General features: G+C 39.1%; 25 protein-coding genes. 16 read left to right on the plus strand and 9 right to left on the minus strand.

Features of this window, described 5'->3' with window-relative positions; all coding sequences use genetic code 11:
* The first annotated feature begins 44 nt into the window (after positions 1–44).
* From E5Y90_RS14975 to E5Y90_RS15005, 7 genes are all read left to right on the plus strand, one after another.
* Entirely contained in the window at positions 45–254 is a 210-nt protein-coding gene (locus E5Y90_RS14975) for a hypothetical protein (RefSeq protein WP_163146618.1), read from the plus strand.
* Between the two features lie 200 nt (positions 255–454).
* On the plus strand, positions 455–1,384 hold the full coding sequence (locus E5Y90_RS14980) for a hypothetical protein (protein ID WP_163146617.1): 930 nt from the start codon (positions 455–457) through the stop codon (positions 1,382–1,384).
* 262 nt (positions 1,385–1,646) lie between these two features.
* Positions 1,647–2,183, plus strand: a complete 537-nt coding sequence (locus E5Y90_RS14985) for a hypothetical protein (RefSeq protein WP_163146616.1) — start codon at positions 1,647–1,649, stop codon at positions 2,181–2,183.
* Positions 2,184–2,402: 219 nt separating this feature from the next.
* The gene (locus tag E5Y90_RS14990) at positions 2,403–2,810 is read left to right on the plus strand and encodes a hypothetical protein (protein ID WP_163146615.1); all 408 of its coding nucleotides are present in this window, start codon (positions 2,403–2,405) and stop codon (positions 2,808–2,810) included.
* Between the two features lie 78 nt (positions 2,811–2,888).
* A complete protein-coding gene (locus E5Y90_RS14995; protein WP_163146614.1) occupies positions 2,889–3,473 on the plus strand; it encodes a hypothetical protein in 585 nt (194 codons plus the stop codon).
* A 120-nt stretch (positions 3,474–3,593) separates the two neighbouring features.
* Entirely contained in the window at positions 3,594–3,806 is a 213-nt protein-coding gene (locus E5Y90_RS15000; protein WP_163146613.1) for a hypothetical protein, read from the plus strand.
* 54 nt (positions 3,807–3,860) lie between these two features.
* Positions 3,861–4,511, plus strand: coding sequence for a DUF262 domain-containing protein (locus tag E5Y90_RS15005; RefSeq protein ID WP_163146612.1), 651 nt, complete (start codon positions 3,861–3,863; stop codon positions 4,509–4,511).
* A gap of 845 nt (positions 4,512–5,356) precedes the next feature.
* Here E5Y90_RS15005 and E5Y90_RS15010 read toward each other — a convergent pair.
* The 7 genes from E5Y90_RS15010 to E5Y90_RS15040 form a co-directional block, all read right to left on the minus strand.
* Positions 5,357–5,896, minus strand: a complete 540-nt coding sequence (locus tag E5Y90_RS15010; protein WP_163146611.1) for a hypothetical protein — start codon at positions 5,894–5,896, stop codon at positions 5,357–5,359.
* A 22-nt stretch (positions 5,897–5,918) separates the two neighbouring features.
* Positions 5,919–6,236, minus strand: coding sequence for a hypothetical protein (locus E5Y90_RS15015; RefSeq protein WP_163146610.1), 318 nt, complete (start codon positions 6,234–6,236; stop codon positions 5,919–5,921).
* Positions 6,237–6,389: 153 nt separating this feature from the next.
* Positions 6,390–6,845 (minus strand): hypothetical protein, encoded by a 456-nt coding sequence (locus E5Y90_RS15020; protein WP_174660629.1) that lies wholly within the window; start codon positions 6,843–6,845, stop codon positions 6,390–6,392.
* Positions 6,846–6,852: 7 nt separating this feature from the next.
* Positions 6,853–7,272 carry a hypothetical protein gene (locus tag E5Y90_RS15025; RefSeq protein WP_163146609.1) on the minus strand — a complete coding sequence of 140 codons (420 nt, stop codon included), beginning with the start codon at positions 7,270–7,272 and terminating at the stop codon, positions 6,853–6,855.
* 23 nt (positions 7,273–7,295) lie between these two features.
* Entirely contained in the window at positions 7,296–7,760 is a 465-nt protein-coding gene (locus tag E5Y90_RS15030; RefSeq protein ID WP_174660630.1) for a hypothetical protein, read from the minus strand.
* 246 nt (positions 7,761–8,006) lie between these two features.
* Positions 8,007–8,534, minus strand: coding sequence for a hypothetical protein (locus E5Y90_RS15035; protein ID WP_163146607.1), 528 nt, complete (start codon positions 8,532–8,534; stop codon positions 8,007–8,009).
* A 114-nt stretch (positions 8,535–8,648) separates the two neighbouring features.
* Positions 8,649–8,924: a hypothetical protein gene (locus E5Y90_RS15040; protein ID WP_163146606.1), complete on the minus strand. Its 276-nt coding sequence runs from the start codon at positions 8,922–8,924 to the stop codon at positions 8,649–8,651.
* A gap of 591 nt (positions 8,925–9,515) precedes the next feature.
* On the opposite strand from E5Y90_RS15040, the gene E5Y90_RS15045 reads away from it, so the two are divergent.
* Both E5Y90_RS15045 and E5Y90_RS15050 read left to right on the plus strand, forming a co-directional pair.
* Positions 9,516–9,761 carry a hypothetical protein gene (locus E5Y90_RS15045; protein ID WP_163146605.1) on the plus strand — a complete coding sequence of 82 codons (246 nt, stop codon included), beginning with the start codon at positions 9,516–9,518 and terminating at the stop codon, positions 9,759–9,761.
* 360 nt (positions 9,762–10,121) lie between these two features.
* Positions 10,122–10,292, plus strand: coding sequence for a hypothetical protein (locus E5Y90_RS15050; RefSeq protein WP_163146604.1), 171 nt, complete (start codon positions 10,122–10,124; stop codon positions 10,290–10,292).
* A 101-nt stretch (positions 10,293–10,393) separates the two neighbouring features.
* Here the strand turns inward: E5Y90_RS15050 and E5Y90_RS15055 are convergent, their stop codons facing one another.
* On the minus strand, positions 10,394–10,651 hold the full coding sequence (locus tag E5Y90_RS15055; RefSeq protein WP_163146603.1) for a hypothetical protein: 258 nt from the start codon (positions 10,649–10,651) through the stop codon (positions 10,394–10,396).
* Between the two features lie 216 nt (positions 10,652–10,867).
* On the opposite strand from E5Y90_RS15055, the gene E5Y90_RS15060 reads away from it, so the two are divergent.
* The 3 genes from E5Y90_RS15060 to E5Y90_RS15065 all read left to right on the plus strand — a co-directional run bounded on the left by E5Y90_RS15060 (position 10,868) and on the right by E5Y90_RS15065 (position 12,299).
* Complete coding sequence (locus E5Y90_RS15060; RefSeq protein WP_163146602.1) at positions 10,868–11,473, plus strand: hypothetical protein; 606 nt, start codon at positions 10,868–10,870, stop codon at positions 11,471–11,473.
* A gap of 51 nt (positions 11,474–11,524) precedes the next feature.
* Positions 11,525–11,650, plus strand: a complete 126-nt coding sequence (locus tag E5Y90_RS17615) for a hypothetical protein (protein WP_257234947.1) — start codon at positions 11,525–11,527, stop codon at positions 11,648–11,650.
* A 352-nt stretch (positions 11,651–12,002) separates the two neighbouring features.
* Positions 12,003–12,299 carry a hypothetical protein gene (locus E5Y90_RS15065; protein ID WP_163146601.1) on the plus strand — a complete coding sequence of 99 codons (297 nt, stop codon included), beginning with the start codon at positions 12,003–12,005 and terminating at the stop codon, positions 12,297–12,299.
* A 152-nt stretch (positions 12,300–12,451) separates the two neighbouring features.
* On the opposite strand, the gene E5Y90_RS15070 is transcribed toward E5Y90_RS15065, so the two are convergent.
* Positions 12,452–12,859: a hypothetical protein gene (locus tag E5Y90_RS15070; protein WP_163146600.1), complete on the minus strand. Its 408-nt coding sequence runs from the start codon at positions 12,857–12,859 to the stop codon at positions 12,452–12,454.
* Positions 12,860–13,043: 184 nt separating this feature from the next.
* On the opposite strand from E5Y90_RS15070, the gene E5Y90_RS15075 reads away from it, so the two are divergent.
* From E5Y90_RS15075 to E5Y90_RS15090, 4 genes are all read left to right on the plus strand, one after another.
* Positions 13,044–13,322 (plus strand): hypothetical protein, encoded by a 279-nt coding sequence (locus E5Y90_RS15075; RefSeq protein WP_163146599.1) that lies wholly within the window; start codon positions 13,044–13,046, stop codon positions 13,320–13,322.
* 364 nt (positions 13,323–13,686) lie between these two features.
* Positions 13,687–13,851 carry a hypothetical protein gene (locus E5Y90_RS15080; protein ID WP_174660631.1) on the plus strand — a complete coding sequence of 55 codons (165 nt, stop codon included), beginning with the start codon at positions 13,687–13,689 and terminating at the stop codon, positions 13,849–13,851.
* 104 nt (positions 13,852–13,955) lie between these two features.
* The gene (locus E5Y90_RS15085; protein ID WP_174660632.1) at positions 13,956–14,102 is read left to right on the plus strand and encodes a hypothetical protein; all 147 of its coding nucleotides are present in this window, start codon (positions 13,956–13,958) and stop codon (positions 14,100–14,102) included.
* A gap of 200 nt (positions 14,103–14,302) precedes the next feature.
* The gene (locus tag E5Y90_RS15090; RefSeq protein ID WP_163146597.1) at positions 14,303–14,650 is read left to right on the plus strand and encodes a hypothetical protein; all 348 of its coding nucleotides are present in this window, start codon (positions 14,303–14,305) and stop codon (positions 14,648–14,650) included.
* Positions 14,651–16,454 lie beyond the last annotated feature (1,804 nt).

Raw genomic sequence — 16,454 nt, forward strand, 5'->3', positions numbered from 1 at the left:
GGATAAGCCACCGTAATAAAGGCTTAGACAAGGGTAGTTAAGACATGAATCAAGTTAAAAACGATTATAAAATTGGCGATTTAGTTGTAATGGTAGACAGCATTGCAGATTCACAAGTTCACTCGATCAGTGAAACACCATGTATTCACGGTCGTACAGTGGTACTGAATGGCTACCGCTATCAAACAGGTGTGCAGTTTATTCGCCCTGCCACAGCCGAAGAACAACGCCTACAACAGCGCGTCATTCATTAATTCAGGCCAGACAATATCCCACCCAGAACCGCAGCTTTGTCACTGCGGTTTTTTTGTTTTAAATCTATATATTTCAAGGGTTTTAGTTTCTTTAATATTGACTTATGCCATGTTTTAACGGTATAATTCCTATCATATAGAGCAGTAAGCTCACACCAGAAAAACCACTGGATTAAAGGTTTAGATCAGGGTAAACAGCAATGAATGCACGTTTTGAAATCTCTTCTCTTTTTGCGACTGAAACCGATGTTCGTTCAGCGTATTTCGGTACAGATTTATGGCTTAAAGCTCCTAATGGCAATCCAACTAACCTGACTGAATCTCAGTGGCTCCAAGTACGCACAGCAGCGTTTAAAGCGTGGTTTGGTGATTGGGAGTTTAACCCGGCTCAGGCTTCTAAAATCGTGGACGAAAACGGTGAGCCACAGGTGGTATATCACGGCACACGCCACAGCTTTGAATCATTCGATCATTTATGCCTTTCTAACAATACTGGCAATGATGGTCATTACGGTGCAGGGTTCTATTTCTCTACAGAGCAGATGGAAGCTGCAACCTATGGCGACCTTCTCTACCCTGTTTTCATCAACTTGAAAAAGCCTGTTTTCGACTGTCCAGAATGCCTAGAGCCAATCGCAGCTCAATTCGGCATTTATAAAGAATTTCTCACCGTAGACAAAGACTGGCTTGCAGATCAGATCGCAGCTAAAGACGAGCATGCAGGGCAATTGGCTCGCCTGTTTGCTCAGGGTTTGTCATACGAAAACGCATGGGATGAATTTATCGCAAATGGTGGCAACTTCCACGACAACGTATTGGACTTAAATTGCGTGGGCGACCTATATGAAAATATTGATACGGCGATTGGCTGCTATAACATGGACTTCATCAATGAGCATTTTGGCGAGGTTCCAGAGCATGCCAAAGTTTACGGCTTTGATGAACCTGTACGCATTATCTACATGACCGACATGGGGAATTGCGGTCAGTCATTCACACATATTTCTAAAGGCTGCGGTTTTGATGGTGTTTGGGCGAACTCAGAAGTCGTAGCCTTTGAAGCCAACCAGATCAAATCAGCGACCGGCAATAATGGTCAATTCTCAACGGATGCCAATATCTATCACTGATAGATCAGCAGCTTTAGTCTGGGCGGCTCCACTGCCCGGATGTTAAAGCCCTGGCACATGGTAGGCGTTAGGTTTTTTAAATAAAAAAATGGTTGAATATGTTTATTCTTCTTAAAGGTGTATTCCCCTTCCTTATCAATAATTTACGATAAGGCTTATATTGACTTATGCCATGTTTTAGACCATAATAGAATACATACAGAGCAGACAGCTCACCCGGATAAACCACCGGATTAAAGGTTTAAGATACAGGGTATAAAAAATGAATTTTACAGACTTATCAGCACACTATCACCAAAGCTCTAAATGCACTCAAATCAACTCAGTTCTACGCTCTTGGGTAGAAGCTAAAGCAGCTTTGGTTTGCACCGCAGAAGCCGTGACAGTGCCACACATCAGCGAAGAAGTATCTCGCATCAACTTTGAATACACTTCATTCTTCACCCCGACAGACAGCGATCAACAAATTGCTGCCAATGGTATCTTTGTCCTGAAACTGGACGAGCTAAACCGCCTGAGCACCGACCTGGAAAAAGCAGACTTCGTGCATGACCAGTTGAACCTTATCCAGATTGAAGCGCAAGAGAGCGTGTTTAACGCTGCTATCTGCAACTTGGAAATGACCCCTATGGAAACAGAGCTGTACAACTCTTGGGTAAGCAAGGACAGTAGCAAACGCAGCCCTCTGACAGCATCAGAAGCTAATCCTCATGTCAAAACAATCGCCCACGGTGCGAAGGTCGGCAAGCTGCTCCGTAGCTACCTAGACGAGTTCTTTACTGCTTACGCGAGAAAATAATTTCTCCCAGACACCCCAACCGCAGCCACCCTGCGGTTGGGGTGTCCAAAGCCCGGTGAAAAGAGGTAGGCGTTAGGTTTTTTAAATAAAAAAAATGATTGAATATTTTGACAGTATTAAAGTTGGGTTTAGGTGTAATTTACGACTATTTCTAATAGTTTAAACACATTGACTTATACTACATTTTAATCATCATTGCAGAGTAATAATCGGTATTTTATGGACGTTGAAATTAATAAACATATATCGGATGCTTGGGTTTATTTACGCAAACACAATCAGACTATCCCGGATGAAGTTCTGGACGACTTTAAGAAGATTTTAGAGCAGCATTATACTCAACAGCAGGGTTCGGCTGATCAATTTGACCCACTACAGCTTCACCAGTATTACAACAACGTCAAGCCTATAGACGGCGTATATCAAGCGAGTTACGCCATATTTGATCATTATGGTAATCAAACTGGCAGTATCGTCTACATGGGGCAGTATGAGTGGCGTTATCTCTTTGAAAACTTCCCGGCAGAAAAGAAGTTCTATTCAAATAACCTACCAACCAAAACCAAAGAGCAATTTGAAGCTGATGTGGAACGCACCGGCCTAAAGCTAGACCATAAAGCATTATAAATAAATTTAGACCTATGCCACGTTTTAACCTGGCAGATCATATTGTTACCAATCAATTTTATCTAAGGCGTTATAGACATGAGCAACATAGAGAACAAAACCAGACCTACAATATCTGAAAGAGATAATATCGCCATGCAGCACACTCTCCAGAGTGCTATTTCTAGCGAATTTCAAGACTTCTCTTTTGAAGAAAAAGTTGCATTGGCTTCTGTGCTTTACGTGGCATTCGTAGAAGCCTTGAATACTGGTGAGCCTATTAGCCCATCCATCGACTATAAAATCACACCAGAGACTTATAATCAGTTCCTAGCGTATTCTTTAGCTAAAGATCAGGAATACAGCCAAGCCCCGCTAAAAGCATTAACCCTTCAAGAGATCAGCCACGGCGTAAATCAGATTTTTGAACGCCATATTGACTACCACAAATATCATCAAAAAAAATTGATGATCTGCAAGGCACGTATCATCCCTTCCTTTACAGTCACAACTAAAGGTCAAGAAAATAAAGAAGTCACCGCCCTGAAAGTGAATATCTGTATTGCTCTTATCCCAGAGCTAAACAAAATCCTAGTTGAATCAAAAGGCTCATTAAGCACAGCTTTAAAACTCACCAATCAGTTACTTAATGATGTTCAATCACCAATAAAAGATATTTTTTAATCAGAAATATACAATACATTGACTTATGCCATGTTTTAAACCATAATTAAGCACATCAGGAGCAGAAAGCTCAACCAGAAAAACCACTGGATTAAAGGTTTAGAATTGAAGGATTTTCCAATGAATACTCAGCACCAATCACCACAATATGCAGACTTCCACATCGTTTATTACAAAAGCGGTAGTAAAGAAACCATTACTGCACGTTTGCCGAAAGAATCTGGCTACGGAATCATGCGCAAACGCGCTGCTGCAATGGCTCCGGGATTGATGGCTGCTGCGGTACATCCTGAGGATGTTCAAGCCCTCATTTTGAACACTCAAAGTCTTTAATAACAAGTACAACGGCGCACCCTGCTTAGGTGTGTGCCAAAAGGAATCTTGATCATGGTTACTCGACAAACTACCGCCCTAAACCTGGCAGATCGCAAGCAGCTCCACCTACGCAATCAACGCATTGCTTCTTTGATTCATCCAATCCCGAAAACTGAACACGGTATTGATGTTGAGCTACGTCAATTGCATCGTCAGCTTGAGTATTACGATAATGACTACGGCTTGACCCTGAACCCAGATTTCCAACGTGGTCATGTATGGAGCCGTGAACAGCAGATCGCTTTTATTGAATCGTGGATTCGTGGTGCAGTAGGTGAACAGGCACGGACAATCACATTTAACTGTCCTGATTTTGCCGGTCATGACAAAGCTGCTGATAGCGATTTAGACGGCATGGTGTGTCTGGATGGTTTACAGCGTTTAACTGCGGTACTGGACTTCATAGGTGGTAAGTTCAGTGTGTTTGCCAATCCTGACGTTGAAGAACTGAAAGATGGTCTGGATTACCAGTATTTCAACTATACGGCTTATTCAATGACGACTAAGCATCTACGCTTCCAGATTTACTACATGCAGAAGAAAGCCGACCTGTTGGACTACTACTTAGCGTTTAATGGTGGTGGTACTCCGCACAGCCAAGAAGAACTGACCCGGATTCGCCAGATGCGCGAAGAACTGACAAGCCAAGCATATTTATATTGATCTTCATTCATAAGAATACATATGTAGTTTACAACTAGAATTTTTAAGTTTAGGACATTAATATCCAGTTCACGGCTTGATTGTCAAAGCATACTTGGTCTTGGCCTACCAGTTTTTGCCGCATATACCAACGGCGTTAAACAAGTTTAAATGCTATTGGTTCATAAGCATCAAAGGATGATGCTTGGTTCTCAACTACATATAATTCATACCAGAGGATTTGATTTATTGGCTTGTTCAGCCTTATATCGGTTAGAGCTTTGTATAGCGCGATACATGGCAAAGATTGTAGATGTAAGCATGATCAATGCTGCCACGAACATAAGGGTCTTTGGAACTAAGGCTATTTCCTGATTAGAAAAGGTGAAGATTGGAAAATGTAGCACTGAAATACCGAGACAAAGTAGGTGCTCAATTTGCTTCTGTTTGTTCTATATCCTGACGCATTCATTCAACCTCGTGATTATTTTGATTTACTGGCTTGTTCAGCCTTGTAGCGATTAGCCTTCCCGACCGCTACACATATTGCTGCCAAAGTCATGAGACAGGTAAATATGGAAGACGTAAACAAGATAATTCTTTGTGCAGTTATCAGATCAAAAACTGCGCCGTTAAAGTCTTAACGATCAGCGTCTTGGTTCGCTGATTAAGTTTTGCTTCATTTTCTTCATAATTTTGCTCTGTTTCGTGGCTCATTCTGATACCAGTAGCCTATAATTTCGATGCACCTATTGTATACTGACTTATGCCATGTTTAGATAATTAATTCTTTTAAATAAAAACTTTATTTCAGTCCACAAAAAAAGCACATTAATTGTGCCTTTTTTTCATCAGAATAACTTTATTTAGACGGATTGCTCTTTAAGATAACGTCTATGTAGTCCAATCGCTTGAAGCAGTCCAACTGCCCCAAATATAAAACCTATAAACATCATAATATAGCTTAGGATAGACATATTATCTAAGGTATACGGCGCATTAATAATGAATGAGCTTTGTATGACAATAAAGAATCCCAATATCAGTAGAATTACAGCTATCTTGAGGTAAGACGGCATGGAAGTGGCCTGGGGCGCAAAGTAGCTTGCACCACCTTTACCTACAACCGCTTTAACTACTGTACGAATATACCTTCCTAAAGAGATAAAGATCACCAATAACGAGATCACCAGTGTTGCGTTAATAAAGAATGGACTAATTTTCTCCCCTGGCACAATTAAGTTACCATTGAGCACACTCATTGCACCACTTAAAAAAATCATAAAATACGCCGTTATAGCCATAACGCTCATGGTGCGTAAATTCATTTCTGCTGAGAATAGGTACATACGTTCATTCATATTTTGCGCTGTATCAATATTTACTGATTGGTCATGACTATTCATTCCCCAAATTCCTTATAAGTAGCTATTTCCAAACCAAAATACTTGCAATAGTGGCGAGTAGAAAAATAATCATACCCACAGGGCTAGACAACCCATAAAAAATTAATCCCACGAACGAAGTCACAGGCTTACCTACTTGTTCAAGTTGCGTTTCTCCATTACTTTTGCGCCCAAAGATGACCAGCAGTGGCGGTATTAATATGAAAATAAACATAATGGCTGCTTTAGCCATACGAATCTCATTTTCAGAAAATCCTTCACTTTCTAAAACAGGCCCCATCCCGAATACGGCGACAAGTCCTAGTGAAAAAATAATTAAAACACCAACGGCAAAATTCATTTTTAAAACCTTGTATTGTCGTAATTCCACACAAGATAGTCAGACATAATCTTATCTATCAAGGCTCTTTTAATCCGGTAGATTTCCGTGTTGGCATAATGCCTTTTTGTATATACAAATTGTTACGCAAAATATGGCATAAGTCAATTATAGCTATTCGTTTTCTACATGATATATCTTGGATGATTTCACCATTTTGACCAGGGCCACTATACCAGTGATCAATGATGCCAAAAGTAAAAAGGTGATGCACCAATCCTCTAATGGTACAGGCTGAGGTTCATATCGGTCTACTAGCATGAGAATCATGACTGACCATAACAGGCTCAAAATACCGGTGAAAAACATCGAAACAAGTAGTGCACTCAATAAAAGCGGTTGAATCGGCTGTGGCCTATGATATTGGCTACAGTCCTGGTACATGGTTGAGAACAGGTTATAGAAATATGTCAGAATTATCCCCACTAGAATCAAAAGAAATACGATCTGGATTGGCCTATAAGAACCATTGGCAGACGTAATAATGGAATACATCATTGGAATTGCCCCCAACACCATTGATGTATATGCCAAGTAGTGAGCGGAACCGACATAAGCCCTTTTGTTCATAGATTCTCTATTGTTTCATTTTATCGCGTGGAGCCGAGAATATGGCAAATATGCCTACGGCGATTGAAAGCACATAAGTCACACTCATTACATATTTAGAATGGTCGCTTGCTTGCCCTGTTGCTGAAAACCACAATACAAACACTATAATCGGAAAGGACATCCCCAGAAGAACCAGGTTGAGAATGAGTATACTCAATGACAAGGGCTTTAATCGCAGTGGCTCCGGGGAGTCATTCGTCACTGCAATTTTGTAGTAGTACCCTAGAAACAATCCAAAAACCACTGCGGTTGCAGCAATGCCAGGTAGAGCAATATCATCTTTATAAATCGAGGTCATAAACTGCTGCCAATACACCGACCCGATCAAAATTGAGGTAAATGCCAGATGCGGAGCTGAACCTAAATAACCATAATACTTTTTCATCTTTATGCAGCAGCTCCTTATCTTTATGCAGCAGCTCCTTTATGACGGCGTAGTAATGCGTAGGCACTGATACCCGCACTATGACCTACCAGAGTTGCCACAATTGCTATGATCAACGCTGGCAGTGCAAAGCTGTTCCAAGACCAGTTAGACCACATAGAATGCACCAGAACGCCCACATAGATCATTAGAGCCAATACCGCCACAAAGATCATCACAACGCCTAAGATGCTGAATGGGGGCTTATCCTCCACAGGAGGTAAATTACCCTGTGATATACCATCAACTGTTTTCACAATCTTGCGATATTCCCGGATGGCAAGCAGCGTAATCACCACCGTTAAAGTCACCAGAGCACTGACAATGTAGGGCAGAAATTCCAGATCAGAGATTTCGTCGCCCACAATAAACAGCACAGACCCATTCAGCAGTTGTTGTGCGCCGTGGAGGAATAACAATGTTACGGACCAGGCTGTAAATACGAGCATTGCCTTATACCGCAGCTTCGCTATTTTACCGTGCACGTAATAAGTATATTTATGCTCTAAAGCATGCTTCTGGGAGTGGTTCAAAATATTCCTACCTCTTATTGTGGTGCTATATACAAGCAATTTGAATAACCTTGTATTACTGTATTAAGCCAATACTAAGATCGCTTGTATTTACTTGAGTTTTATCTGACACAACATTCATTAAAAGAAAATCTCTTAAATCTGGATTTCTATCAGGTGGATTTACAGTCGATGACCAACGGCGCGTTCCTGTGCATTGGCAAGGCGATATTGCGCTGTAACGCGGTTATATTTGCGAGGGCGATCATCTGCTTCCGGCATCACTGTGATAAAGCCAGTTTCCCCTTTGTAGGAAATGCCATAACACGTTTCCAACGGCGGGTTTGGACCAAATTCATCATGCAGTGGAACCACTAGATCACCATTCTTAAAGACCACACGTTCCCATTCTTTATCGCCAAACTCAGCTTGCCACCCTTCCTGTGCGATAGTTGCGGGGAAAGCACCACGAGTATTAGGACCTACAGGTGAATAGGCAGTGCCAAAGTCATGCGGTGTTGCCTTGAAATAACCGTGATAAGCAGCTTCAAAGAAGTTCCCAAAGTGTTCATATTCCTGATTCACCAGACGCTTAAATACGTCCAGATCATGATGACCACGGCTAATGATCATGTAGCTGTCGTCGCCCCAATTCTCAAGCTGCAATGGGTACTTTTCAGTTTTAGGTTGTTTTGTCGTTTGAGTTGTCATATCAGTGTCCATTTATTCTGTATATACAAACACCAATCCCTGCTACCTACGGCGCATCATCAGTACGTTTTGGCAGTTATTGGCATGCTTAATTCAACTGGAATGGTCCAGACCTTAAAGCAGATATTCCTTTAAGATCGCCATATACAGGATTGGTACATCATCGGCTTGTTGTGTCTTGATTTCTAACATACGAATCTCATGTGGACCCTTATAGACAATGCCATTCACCGAATAGGTCTTTATTACACCGCTATAACCAGACAGCATTGTATTCGGCTTCCCCACAGGCAAGCTCTTAATGCCATAATAACCAGTTTGAGCAATCTGCGGTGGCAGCTTTAACTTTGCATTCTTTGATAGTTCTTCAATGTCAATGAAACGGCTCATAGACTTCTCTTGTTCTGTTTAATCGTACAGGACCCATAGCTTAAATAGTCTATATCTGGTCCTTGCTTTCATGGATACATGCAGACCTTATGCCATATTTAGTCAGTAGAGCTGATTAATAATCAGGATAAAATCAGTTGCAAAGTAACACATCATTGTAATGGGGTTATTGACCTATGCGCAATGTTATTAAAAACCATCGTACACAAACCACCTGACCCATCATCAATCATTAATCATTCTGCCCTATCTAGGACCAGTAGATGCGCCGTAGTGGTCAATCGGTGGTCGTCGCCGGCATTAGGACCTTTATAAGCCTACAAGACCACAGGTGTTCACAATTCCCCACAGGTTATACTGCTCGTTACCTTGTATATACGAATCTGTTGTACTTTTCATCCGATACAAGGTATTTCATTCAAACCGCTTCCTGAATATAATTAGTTTTCGCATAACGCTAAGGATAGGCGTATTGCATTATTTTGTTTTGAGTTCCCGCTTCCATAAGCTTACAAAACACAATGCCATTGGCATTTATCTTGCAAAATTATCGGTAGTGCGAAACCTTTAAATACAGGATTGAATATCAGTATGACTTTAAAGACAGTCAACCTTACTTCTCAAGCTCCTAAATACTGTAATGAAGCTCTTAACCAATTAATCAAAACAGCTCTTACAGAAACCACTTTGTATTGCCTTCAAAGCAACTCTTACAAACTGGCTGAAACCCTTGCCGATCTGGAATGTGAAGAAGCGATTATCGAAACTGCGCATCCTATTTTTCCGTTCCTCAAAAATGAGTTGAAGAGCTTTCGCATCCAACCTATCGCGGTATAACTGCCAGACCTTCCATACAGGTCCTACAGGTAATAAAAAGCACTCCATTTTAGGGGTGCTTTTTTGTGGGTCCTGATTCGGTCGATTGTTCAGGCCCTCGCTCCCTTGACCAAAGCTGCCAACATTCTGCATTTCAACGCGGTACGTTTGGCTGATAGCTCAGACACAAATCTATAATCTTCTTTTATATGGATGGGGGCATTATCTGGAACAAGTAATTCATTATAAGTTGCAGTCGAGTATAGTTATCCTTCTGCCATGTTTCATTAAAATAGAAATTAAGCATTTTACCCTTCTATATATCCCAAAGCATACGTGTATAATTCAGCCAATGATTCATCAAATGATATGGAGCCTATAATGTCTAATAAGAGCATGAGTGACGTTCTCAGTGAAGCTCTAAAGAACCACCAGAAAGCACGAGCAGAACAACATGCTAAACCGGATGCTGTGCTTCCTTACAATCCAATACAGGCTTATGCTGAACAGCTCCCTTCTGGGTCCAAGAAACCACGCGGGAAACGCCGTTGATCATCAGGCTCTAAAGGTTCTGTATATACAAACAAATAAGGTGCTATCAAAGCACCTTTATTATTCACATCAACCAGAACGCCGTAGTAGTAAACTTCCCTTTATAAGTAGCCTTCACATTCATTAAACTTCAATGATAGCTCTCGTGCCATTATGTGCACCCAAGCAAATAAACCTAACGCCACAGCGACGATGGAACCAAAGACCAACCCATTAAATTGAAATTGTCCAAGTGATACCAACATCCCATAAGCCAGCATCAATACAACACTCAATCCCTGGCCTTTTCTGGCATACTCAATGCGTTCATTTATTTGTGAGATTTCCGCGTCCAGAACCTCTAATTTGTCTAATTCCACACCCTTTCCCCTGATACCCTTTAAGCACATCATACACACATTAAATAAGACACCATATTTCTTTTTAGAATTATTCGCCGTCTGTATATACAAAATATTTAGGCTAATATTGACTTATGCCATGTTTTAAATAATAATAACCGGCATGTACACAACAGTTATTTGTAACAGGATTGCCGACCTGATTAATACGGCAAGTGAACAGGAATACATACTATGAATACTCAAGCTATCCAAGCTGCTAATAAGCCATCATTCAACCCAATCTCACTACTTAACGTGAGCCGTATCCATTCTAAACGCGATAAAGCGGTCCAGAAGAATCAAATCTGGGATTTATCATCTCAAGGCTGCGCAATGCCTGACGAAAAAATCAGTGGGAACCTTTTGTTCTTGCTGCAACGTAAAACCCCAAACTTCGTGCGCGTATACATTCGCACTGAGGATGTAGCAGATACTAAGCTTAATGGTGTGATCGAAACTAAGATCAAGGACAAAGCAAGTGTGCTTCAATTACTCCGTCTGGCTAAATTCGGTCTGCGCGAGCTTGCCAATGAAGCTGACGCTTTTAATTACGACAATGTTTACGAATACGTCAAGGACAACGGTATTGAAATGTTCAGTTCTATGAGTGTCCGTGAATTGGCTAACGCCGTCACTATGAACAATGAGAACTTCATTGAACTTGTAAAAAAAGAGCGAGATATTCCATTTTGTTACTATGCACTGATTAAATATGCACTTAAAATCATGCTGCAACGCCATATCGAGAAAAATGGCGAATGTGAAATGACCTATTCAACTGAAAGGAACTTCTCATAAGGTACTTTCGTTATAAATATTCCGCGATACATTTAAAGGGTCTTTCATTTCATGGGTGCTTTAGAGCAATTTAAACAAAAGATGGCTGAAAAACGCCTTCTAAAAGAACTTCATCTAACTCTTAATGAGCATTGTAAACCTCGTATCAAGCCCCAAAACCCCAAAAAAAAGAAATAAACAGTCCAGATCAGAAGCCCTGCCCTATGCGGGGTTTTTTATTACGCCGTGGTTGGTAGCCGGAACCGATCAAACCAGGAACAAGGTAGGCGTTAGATTTTTTACATTATAAAAAAATGATTTAATAATTCCACGAATACCAGTAATATGCGCCGTAGTTAGTGGGTTTATCACCACAGATCAACTTACATTTTGATGTAATTAATCTCATGAATACCCTATAAACAGTGGGTTTGAGGTGTTTTTGCTGATTGACTTATGCCATGTTTTGATTGTATAATAACCAATATAGGAACAGCTAGTTTCGAGCGGAAATGCCACCGTAGTAAAGGCTTAGAATTGGGAAACCACCATGAACAAGAAAACCAAAGTTCTGATGTTGATTGCCGTTATCGTAACTTCGATCTCCACAGGCTACTCCCTTGAAAACACTACTACTACCACTACTACCGCACAGGGCAAGCCTGTTCCAAATGCTGAACAAGCGGAAGCACAACTCAGTCCTGAAATTGTCACTGAATTGCTTTCCTCTGATAGCGTGACCACTACTGAAACGGTCAAATTCCACATCGAGTTCAAAGGTGTGGAAACCATGCTGAATCAAATCACCCGCATTATGGGCGTAAAGCAAAAGGACGACAGCAACTAATAAGGTCCTAAAAGTGATCGGTAGTAATGCCGATCACTTACCCTCCTAGCAACATGGTAGACGTTAGATTTTTTAAATAAAAAAATAATTCAATCTCAAAATCACCAGGTATAAAAAGCCCGGCATCATAACCAGGCTATTTATGTTCAGTCTTATGCAGTAGGATTATCCTTCGGTCGGTCTGCCGTGATGTAGCGCAGCAATAAACAGAATACTGCTTCCTGAATCAACACTGAGCGTTTTAGTCGTGCAGGGAAAGGGTCAGTGTAATAACCAGTATCACCGAAAGATAGATAGTAGAGATTTTGGCGGTATTGTCCATAACCACGGCTTGAACGTGTGTACTCTGCCGTGTCAGCCAATTCAACAGCTTTGGCATGCCATTCAGGAAACTTCTTTTTTAACTCTCTTACAAATCGTTTGGCAGCATCACCATAAGAGAACATGGCAGCATTAGAGCCAGATTCAGCGTTTTCTTTGGAAACTTCTAAGCATTCGTAATACAGTTTACTAACTTCTGATGCCTCTTGTTTGCCGTTTTGATTTTCAAATGATTTCATAACTTATTACTCTTATACGGTCTAAATAGGCGACCTTGACCTTTGATGCTTTTCTGCATCTTGTGATTAGATTACACACAACAACATTGACTTATGCCATGTTTTAAAAGATAATTTATCACATAGGGCATAAAGTCCAAACGGCAAAGCCACCGGATTAACGGCTGTAATTAGGTGAACATTTATGGCGAATATCGTATCCCACCCCCTTGTACGTTTCGTAGTGAGCATCATCGTTTTTGTTATCTGTTTAGTTTCTTGTGTCGGTATCTTTGAACACGCCCTTGAGCTAAAGAATCAAGGTGAAACATATATTCCATCAATAATTGTTTCTGGATTAGCATTTATCGGAATCTATCTTTCAATTTACTTAGTCATTAAAGAATTTAAGCGAATTAACCAGGATGTGTTCGCAAGCCTGGAAGCTGATCTAAAAGAGTTACACGAGAAGAAATTTAGGTAACATAAAACACGAAGCTCCGTAAGGGGCTTTTTTAACGCCCTCTGATAAGGTGGTTGCCAATAAGCACTCTTAACCGGGTGCTTCATCAATTTATATCGCAGCCTGGCAACATGGTAGGCGTTAGATTTTTTAGTATAAAAAAATGATTGAATATTTGTAAGGTATTGATTCACATACACTTATATTGACTTATGCCAGGTTTTCGACCATAATAGAACACATAGAGAGCAGAAAGCTCAACCAGAAAAACCACTGGATTAAAGGTTTAGAATTTAAGGTAAATAAAATGAAAAATGTAATCGCTTCTCCACTATTCACAATCGTTTGCGCAACTATCGCTTTTGTTCTTTTGGTTTGGGGCGGTATGTACGATACATCAGTTCCAGATACTATTACTACAGTAGCTCAACATCGTGAGTGGGTAGCAGAACATGGTACAGACCAGTCTACATACTACAAGTTCATGCTTGGTTTCGTGGTAGCGGGTATCATGGCAGTAGGCAGCTACTTTTATCAAAAGACAGTCTAAGGACTGTCTTTCTTATTGGGTGTAAAATATTGAGAACGAGCAGAATGCTCAAGCGGTAGAGCGTCCGTAATCACTGCTCAATTTTCGAGGGATTCCCAAAATGTTTGTGCCAGTTATTCCTAGATCACAAGGCCGAAGAAGCGGGATTTCAATTTAATGCCGTACTTGTGGCGTATCTGGTGAACACTGCCCTAACAGCAGATCAGGCATACAGCTTTGTTAAAGAGAAAATGAAAGTAGAAGTGAATTAAGCTGACCTTTCAAAACATAAAACCAGTTTAGCTACTCTGTTGAAAAAGCTACATCCAACTGAATCCGATATGTCTGATTTGATCATCAGTACCATTGGCGGGTATAAATACGTTTTTGCCCCAACACATTAATTTATAATTTTGGAGCCTGATGCTAGTCATTAGGCCTTATTGCTTCCATCACTTGAGGATAAAACTATATGCTGGTTCAACCTACCTTAGACAAGGGACTACCAGAAGAAATTTTGAAGGATATTACCAATAACAAATCATTCAGTTACCTCTTACTGTTTTATGCTTCCCAACCAAAGCTAGTTAGTGAATTTAACCGTTTGCACAATTTCAACTTGAAGTTTGATGCGGAAGTAAAAACAAGCGGGATTGCGGGTGCTATTGATCTGGCAACTGGTTTTAATGGCATTATTGCTGATGAAAAAGAGCTTCGAGAATTTATCTTGTTTGTTTATGACGAATACCAGAGATTGCTTAATAAATTTGGCAATGATGGTTTAGGCGAGATAGCAAAACCATATTATAAAGATGAATAAGGCTGAAAATTAAGATCGTGAAAGCGGTCTTTTTTTCGCTCTGAGATTACCATTACCGGGAAAGAAATATTATTAGCCTACAAGAAACAAGCTCTCTAAATTAGTGGGGCTTTTTTTAACACTATCCTGGTACATGGTATACGTTAGTTTTTATTAAAAAAAAGATTCAACATTTACTCGTATCCTATTCCGTTTCCTGTCCTATTTTTCCAGTTCATTTTTCCAGTTCATTTTTTTGATGTAACTCCCTCTGATTCTTTGTAGTTTTTTTAGTCCTATTTCCAGTTCACTTTTCGATGTAATTTGACTTGGACTCTTTCTGATTTTTCCAGTTCATTTTTTTGATGTAACTCCCTCTGATTCTTTGTAGTTTTTTTAGTCCTATTTCCAGTTCACTTTTCGATGTAATTTGACTTGGACTCTTTCTGATTTTTCCAGTTCATTTTTTTGATGTAACTCCCTCTGATTCTTTGTAGTTTTTTTAGTCCTATTTCCAGTTCACTTTTCGATGTAATTTGACTTGGACTCTTTCTGATTTTTCCAGTTCATTTTTTTGATGTAACTCCCTCTGATTCTTTGTAGTTTTTTTAGTCCTATTTCCAGTTCACTTTTCGAGGTTATTTAACTTAGATTCCTTATAGTTTTTAGTCCTATTTCCAGTTCAATTTTTGATGTAACTCCCTCTGATTCTTTGTAGTTTTTTTAGTCCTATTTCCAGTTCACTTTTCGAGGTTATTTAACTTAGATTCCTTATAGTTTTTAGTCCTATTTCCAGTTCAATTTTTGATGTAACTCCCTCTGATTCTTTGTAGTTTTTTTAGTCCTATTTCCAGTTCACTTTTCGAGGTTATTTAACTTAGATTCCTTATAGTTTTTAGTCCTATTTCCAGTTCAATTTTTGATGTAACTCCCTCTGATTCTTTGTGGTTTTTTTTACTCCTGTTTTTTGTCAGATTGGATTCAGATTTAAGGGAAGAAAAAGACAATCACCTTTAATTTTAAGTAGATTACTTTTTGTACAGTATTTTATTTCTATTTTTTAAATTTTTATAACTACAATAAAACCCTTCTATTTATTCAAACTATAAATATAATTCAATGTTTTACTATTTTTATTATTACCCTTTTTTTATCTTGTTTTTACACTTAATTTCTTATTTAAATAGTTATATTTACTACTCTTATATAATACTTATTTTTTAAAGTTATATATAATATTAATCTTATATAATTAGAGTTTTATTCATATCCAAATTTAATCTTTATTTAAAAAATTATTTATATGAATGTATGTGGTTTTTTAAATTACCAACTTTTATATATAAAAAGATTATTAGTTTTTTTTGTTTACTTAACTTGTTTTTATTGTTTTTGTGTAAATGATAAAATACCACCAAAAATCAAAAAATACCCCAAATATAATACCCATATAACAACCCCATACCCTACCCAAATCATCTATATAGTCTTGTCCGTACTTTTGATCATTTTTTATACCTGGACTATGTTACTACATCAAAATTTTTCTGTTACCACATCAAAACCTGTTTTTTTAATTTCTGTTACCACATCAAAACCTGTAATTTGAAGGTCTGTTACCACATCAAAACCTGTATTTTTGAAAAATTGGTCATTTTTTAATATGTAAAAAAATTAAGGACTTATAATGTTTTTTCTATCCTTAATTAATACTTCTTCCTATGTCTGTAAAGTTCCTATTTCATAATCTTTGGGGTAAAACTTTGTGGTTTTAATTTCTTCTCCTTTGGATACCTTAATGCTTTTTCTATAGGAATTTTTATCT

The sequence above is a fragment of the Acinetobacter sp. 10FS3-1 genome (genome assembly GCF_013343215.1).
In the GTDB taxonomy this organism is placed as follows: Bacteria; Pseudomonadota; Gammaproteobacteria; order Pseudomonadales; family Moraxellaceae; genus Acinetobacter; species Acinetobacter lwoffii_C.

Excerpts from the sequence above, each read along its gene's own strand:
- E5Y90_RS14975 (WP_163146618.1), top strand. The coding sequence starts at position 45 with ATGAATCAAGTTAAAAACGATTATAAAATTGGCGATTTAGTTGTAATG.
- E5Y90_RS14980 (WP_163146617.1), top strand. The coding sequence starts at position 455 with ATGAATGCACGTTTTGAAATCTCTTCTCTTTTTGCGACTGAAACCGAT.
- E5Y90_RS14985 (WP_163146616.1), top strand. The coding sequence starts at position 1,647 with ATGAATTTTACAGACTTATCAGCACACTATCACCAAAGCTCTAAATGC.
- E5Y90_RS14990 (WP_163146615.1), top strand. The coding sequence starts at position 2,403 with ATGGACGTTGAAATTAATAAACATATATCGGATGCTTGGGTTTATTTA.
- E5Y90_RS14995 (WP_163146614.1), top strand. The coding sequence starts at position 2,889 with ATGAGCAACATAGAGAACAAAACCAGACCTACAATATCTGAAAGAGAT.
- E5Y90_RS15000 (WP_163146613.1), top strand. The coding sequence starts at position 3,594 with ATGAATACTCAGCACCAATCACCACAATATGCAGACTTCCACATCGTT.
- E5Y90_RS15005 (WP_163146612.1), top strand. The coding sequence starts at position 3,861 with ATGGTTACTCGACAAACTACCGCCCTAAACCTGGCAGATCGCAAGCAG.
- E5Y90_RS15010 (WP_163146611.1), bottom strand. The coding sequence starts at position 5,896 with ATGAATAGTCATGACCAATCAGTAAATATTGATACAGCGCAAAATATG.
- E5Y90_RS15015 (WP_163146610.1), bottom strand. The coding sequence starts at position 6,236 with ATGAATTTTGCCGTTGGTGTTTTAATTATTTTTTCACTAGGACTTGTC.
- E5Y90_RS15020 (WP_174660629.1), bottom strand. The coding sequence starts at position 6,845 with ATGAACAAAAGGGCTTATGTCGGTTCCGCTCACTACTTGGCATATACA.
- E5Y90_RS15025 (WP_163146609.1), bottom strand. The coding sequence starts at position 7,272 with ATGAAAAAGTATTATGGTTATTTAGGTTCAGCTCCGCATCTGGCATTT.
- E5Y90_RS15030 (WP_174660630.1), bottom strand. The coding sequence starts at position 7,760 with ATGCTCGTATTTACAGCCTGGTCCGTAACATTGTTATTCCTCCACGGC.
- E5Y90_RS15035 (WP_163146607.1), bottom strand. The coding sequence starts at position 8,534 with ATGACAACTCAAACGACAAAACAACCTAAAACTGAAAAGTACCCATTG.
- E5Y90_RS15040 (WP_163146606.1), bottom strand. The coding sequence starts at position 8,924 with ATGAGCCGTTTCATTGACATTGAAGAACTATCAAAGAATGCAAAGTTA.
- E5Y90_RS15045 (WP_163146605.1), top strand. The coding sequence starts at position 9,516 with ATGACTTTAAAGACAGTCAACCTTACTTCTCAAGCTCCTAAATACTGT.
- E5Y90_RS15050 (WP_163146604.1), top strand. The coding sequence starts at position 10,122 with ATGTCTAATAAGAGCATGAGTGACGTTCTCAGTGAAGCTCTAAAGAAC.
- E5Y90_RS15060 (WP_163146602.1), top strand. The coding sequence starts at position 10,868 with ATGAATACTCAAGCTATCCAAGCTGCTAATAAGCCATCATTCAACCCA.
- E5Y90_RS17615 (WP_257234947.1), top strand. The coding sequence starts at position 11,525 with ATGGGTGCTTTAGAGCAATTTAAACAAAAGATGGCTGAAAAACGCCTT.
- E5Y90_RS15065 (WP_163146601.1), top strand. The coding sequence starts at position 12,003 with ATGAACAAGAAAACCAAAGTTCTGATGTTGATTGCCGTTATCGTAACT.
- E5Y90_RS15070 (WP_163146600.1), bottom strand. The coding sequence starts at position 12,859 with ATGAAATCATTTGAAAATCAAAACGGCAAACAAGAGGCATCAGAAGTT.
- E5Y90_RS15075 (WP_163146599.1), top strand. The coding sequence starts at position 13,044 with ATGGCGAATATCGTATCCCACCCCCTTGTACGTTTCGTAGTGAGCATC.
- E5Y90_RS15080 (WP_174660631.1), top strand. The coding sequence starts at position 13,687 with ATGTACGATACATCAGTTCCAGATACTATTACTACAGTAGCTCAACAT.
- E5Y90_RS15090 (WP_163146597.1), top strand. The coding sequence starts at position 14,303 with ATGCTGGTTCAACCTACCTTAGACAAGGGACTACCAGAAGAAATTTTG.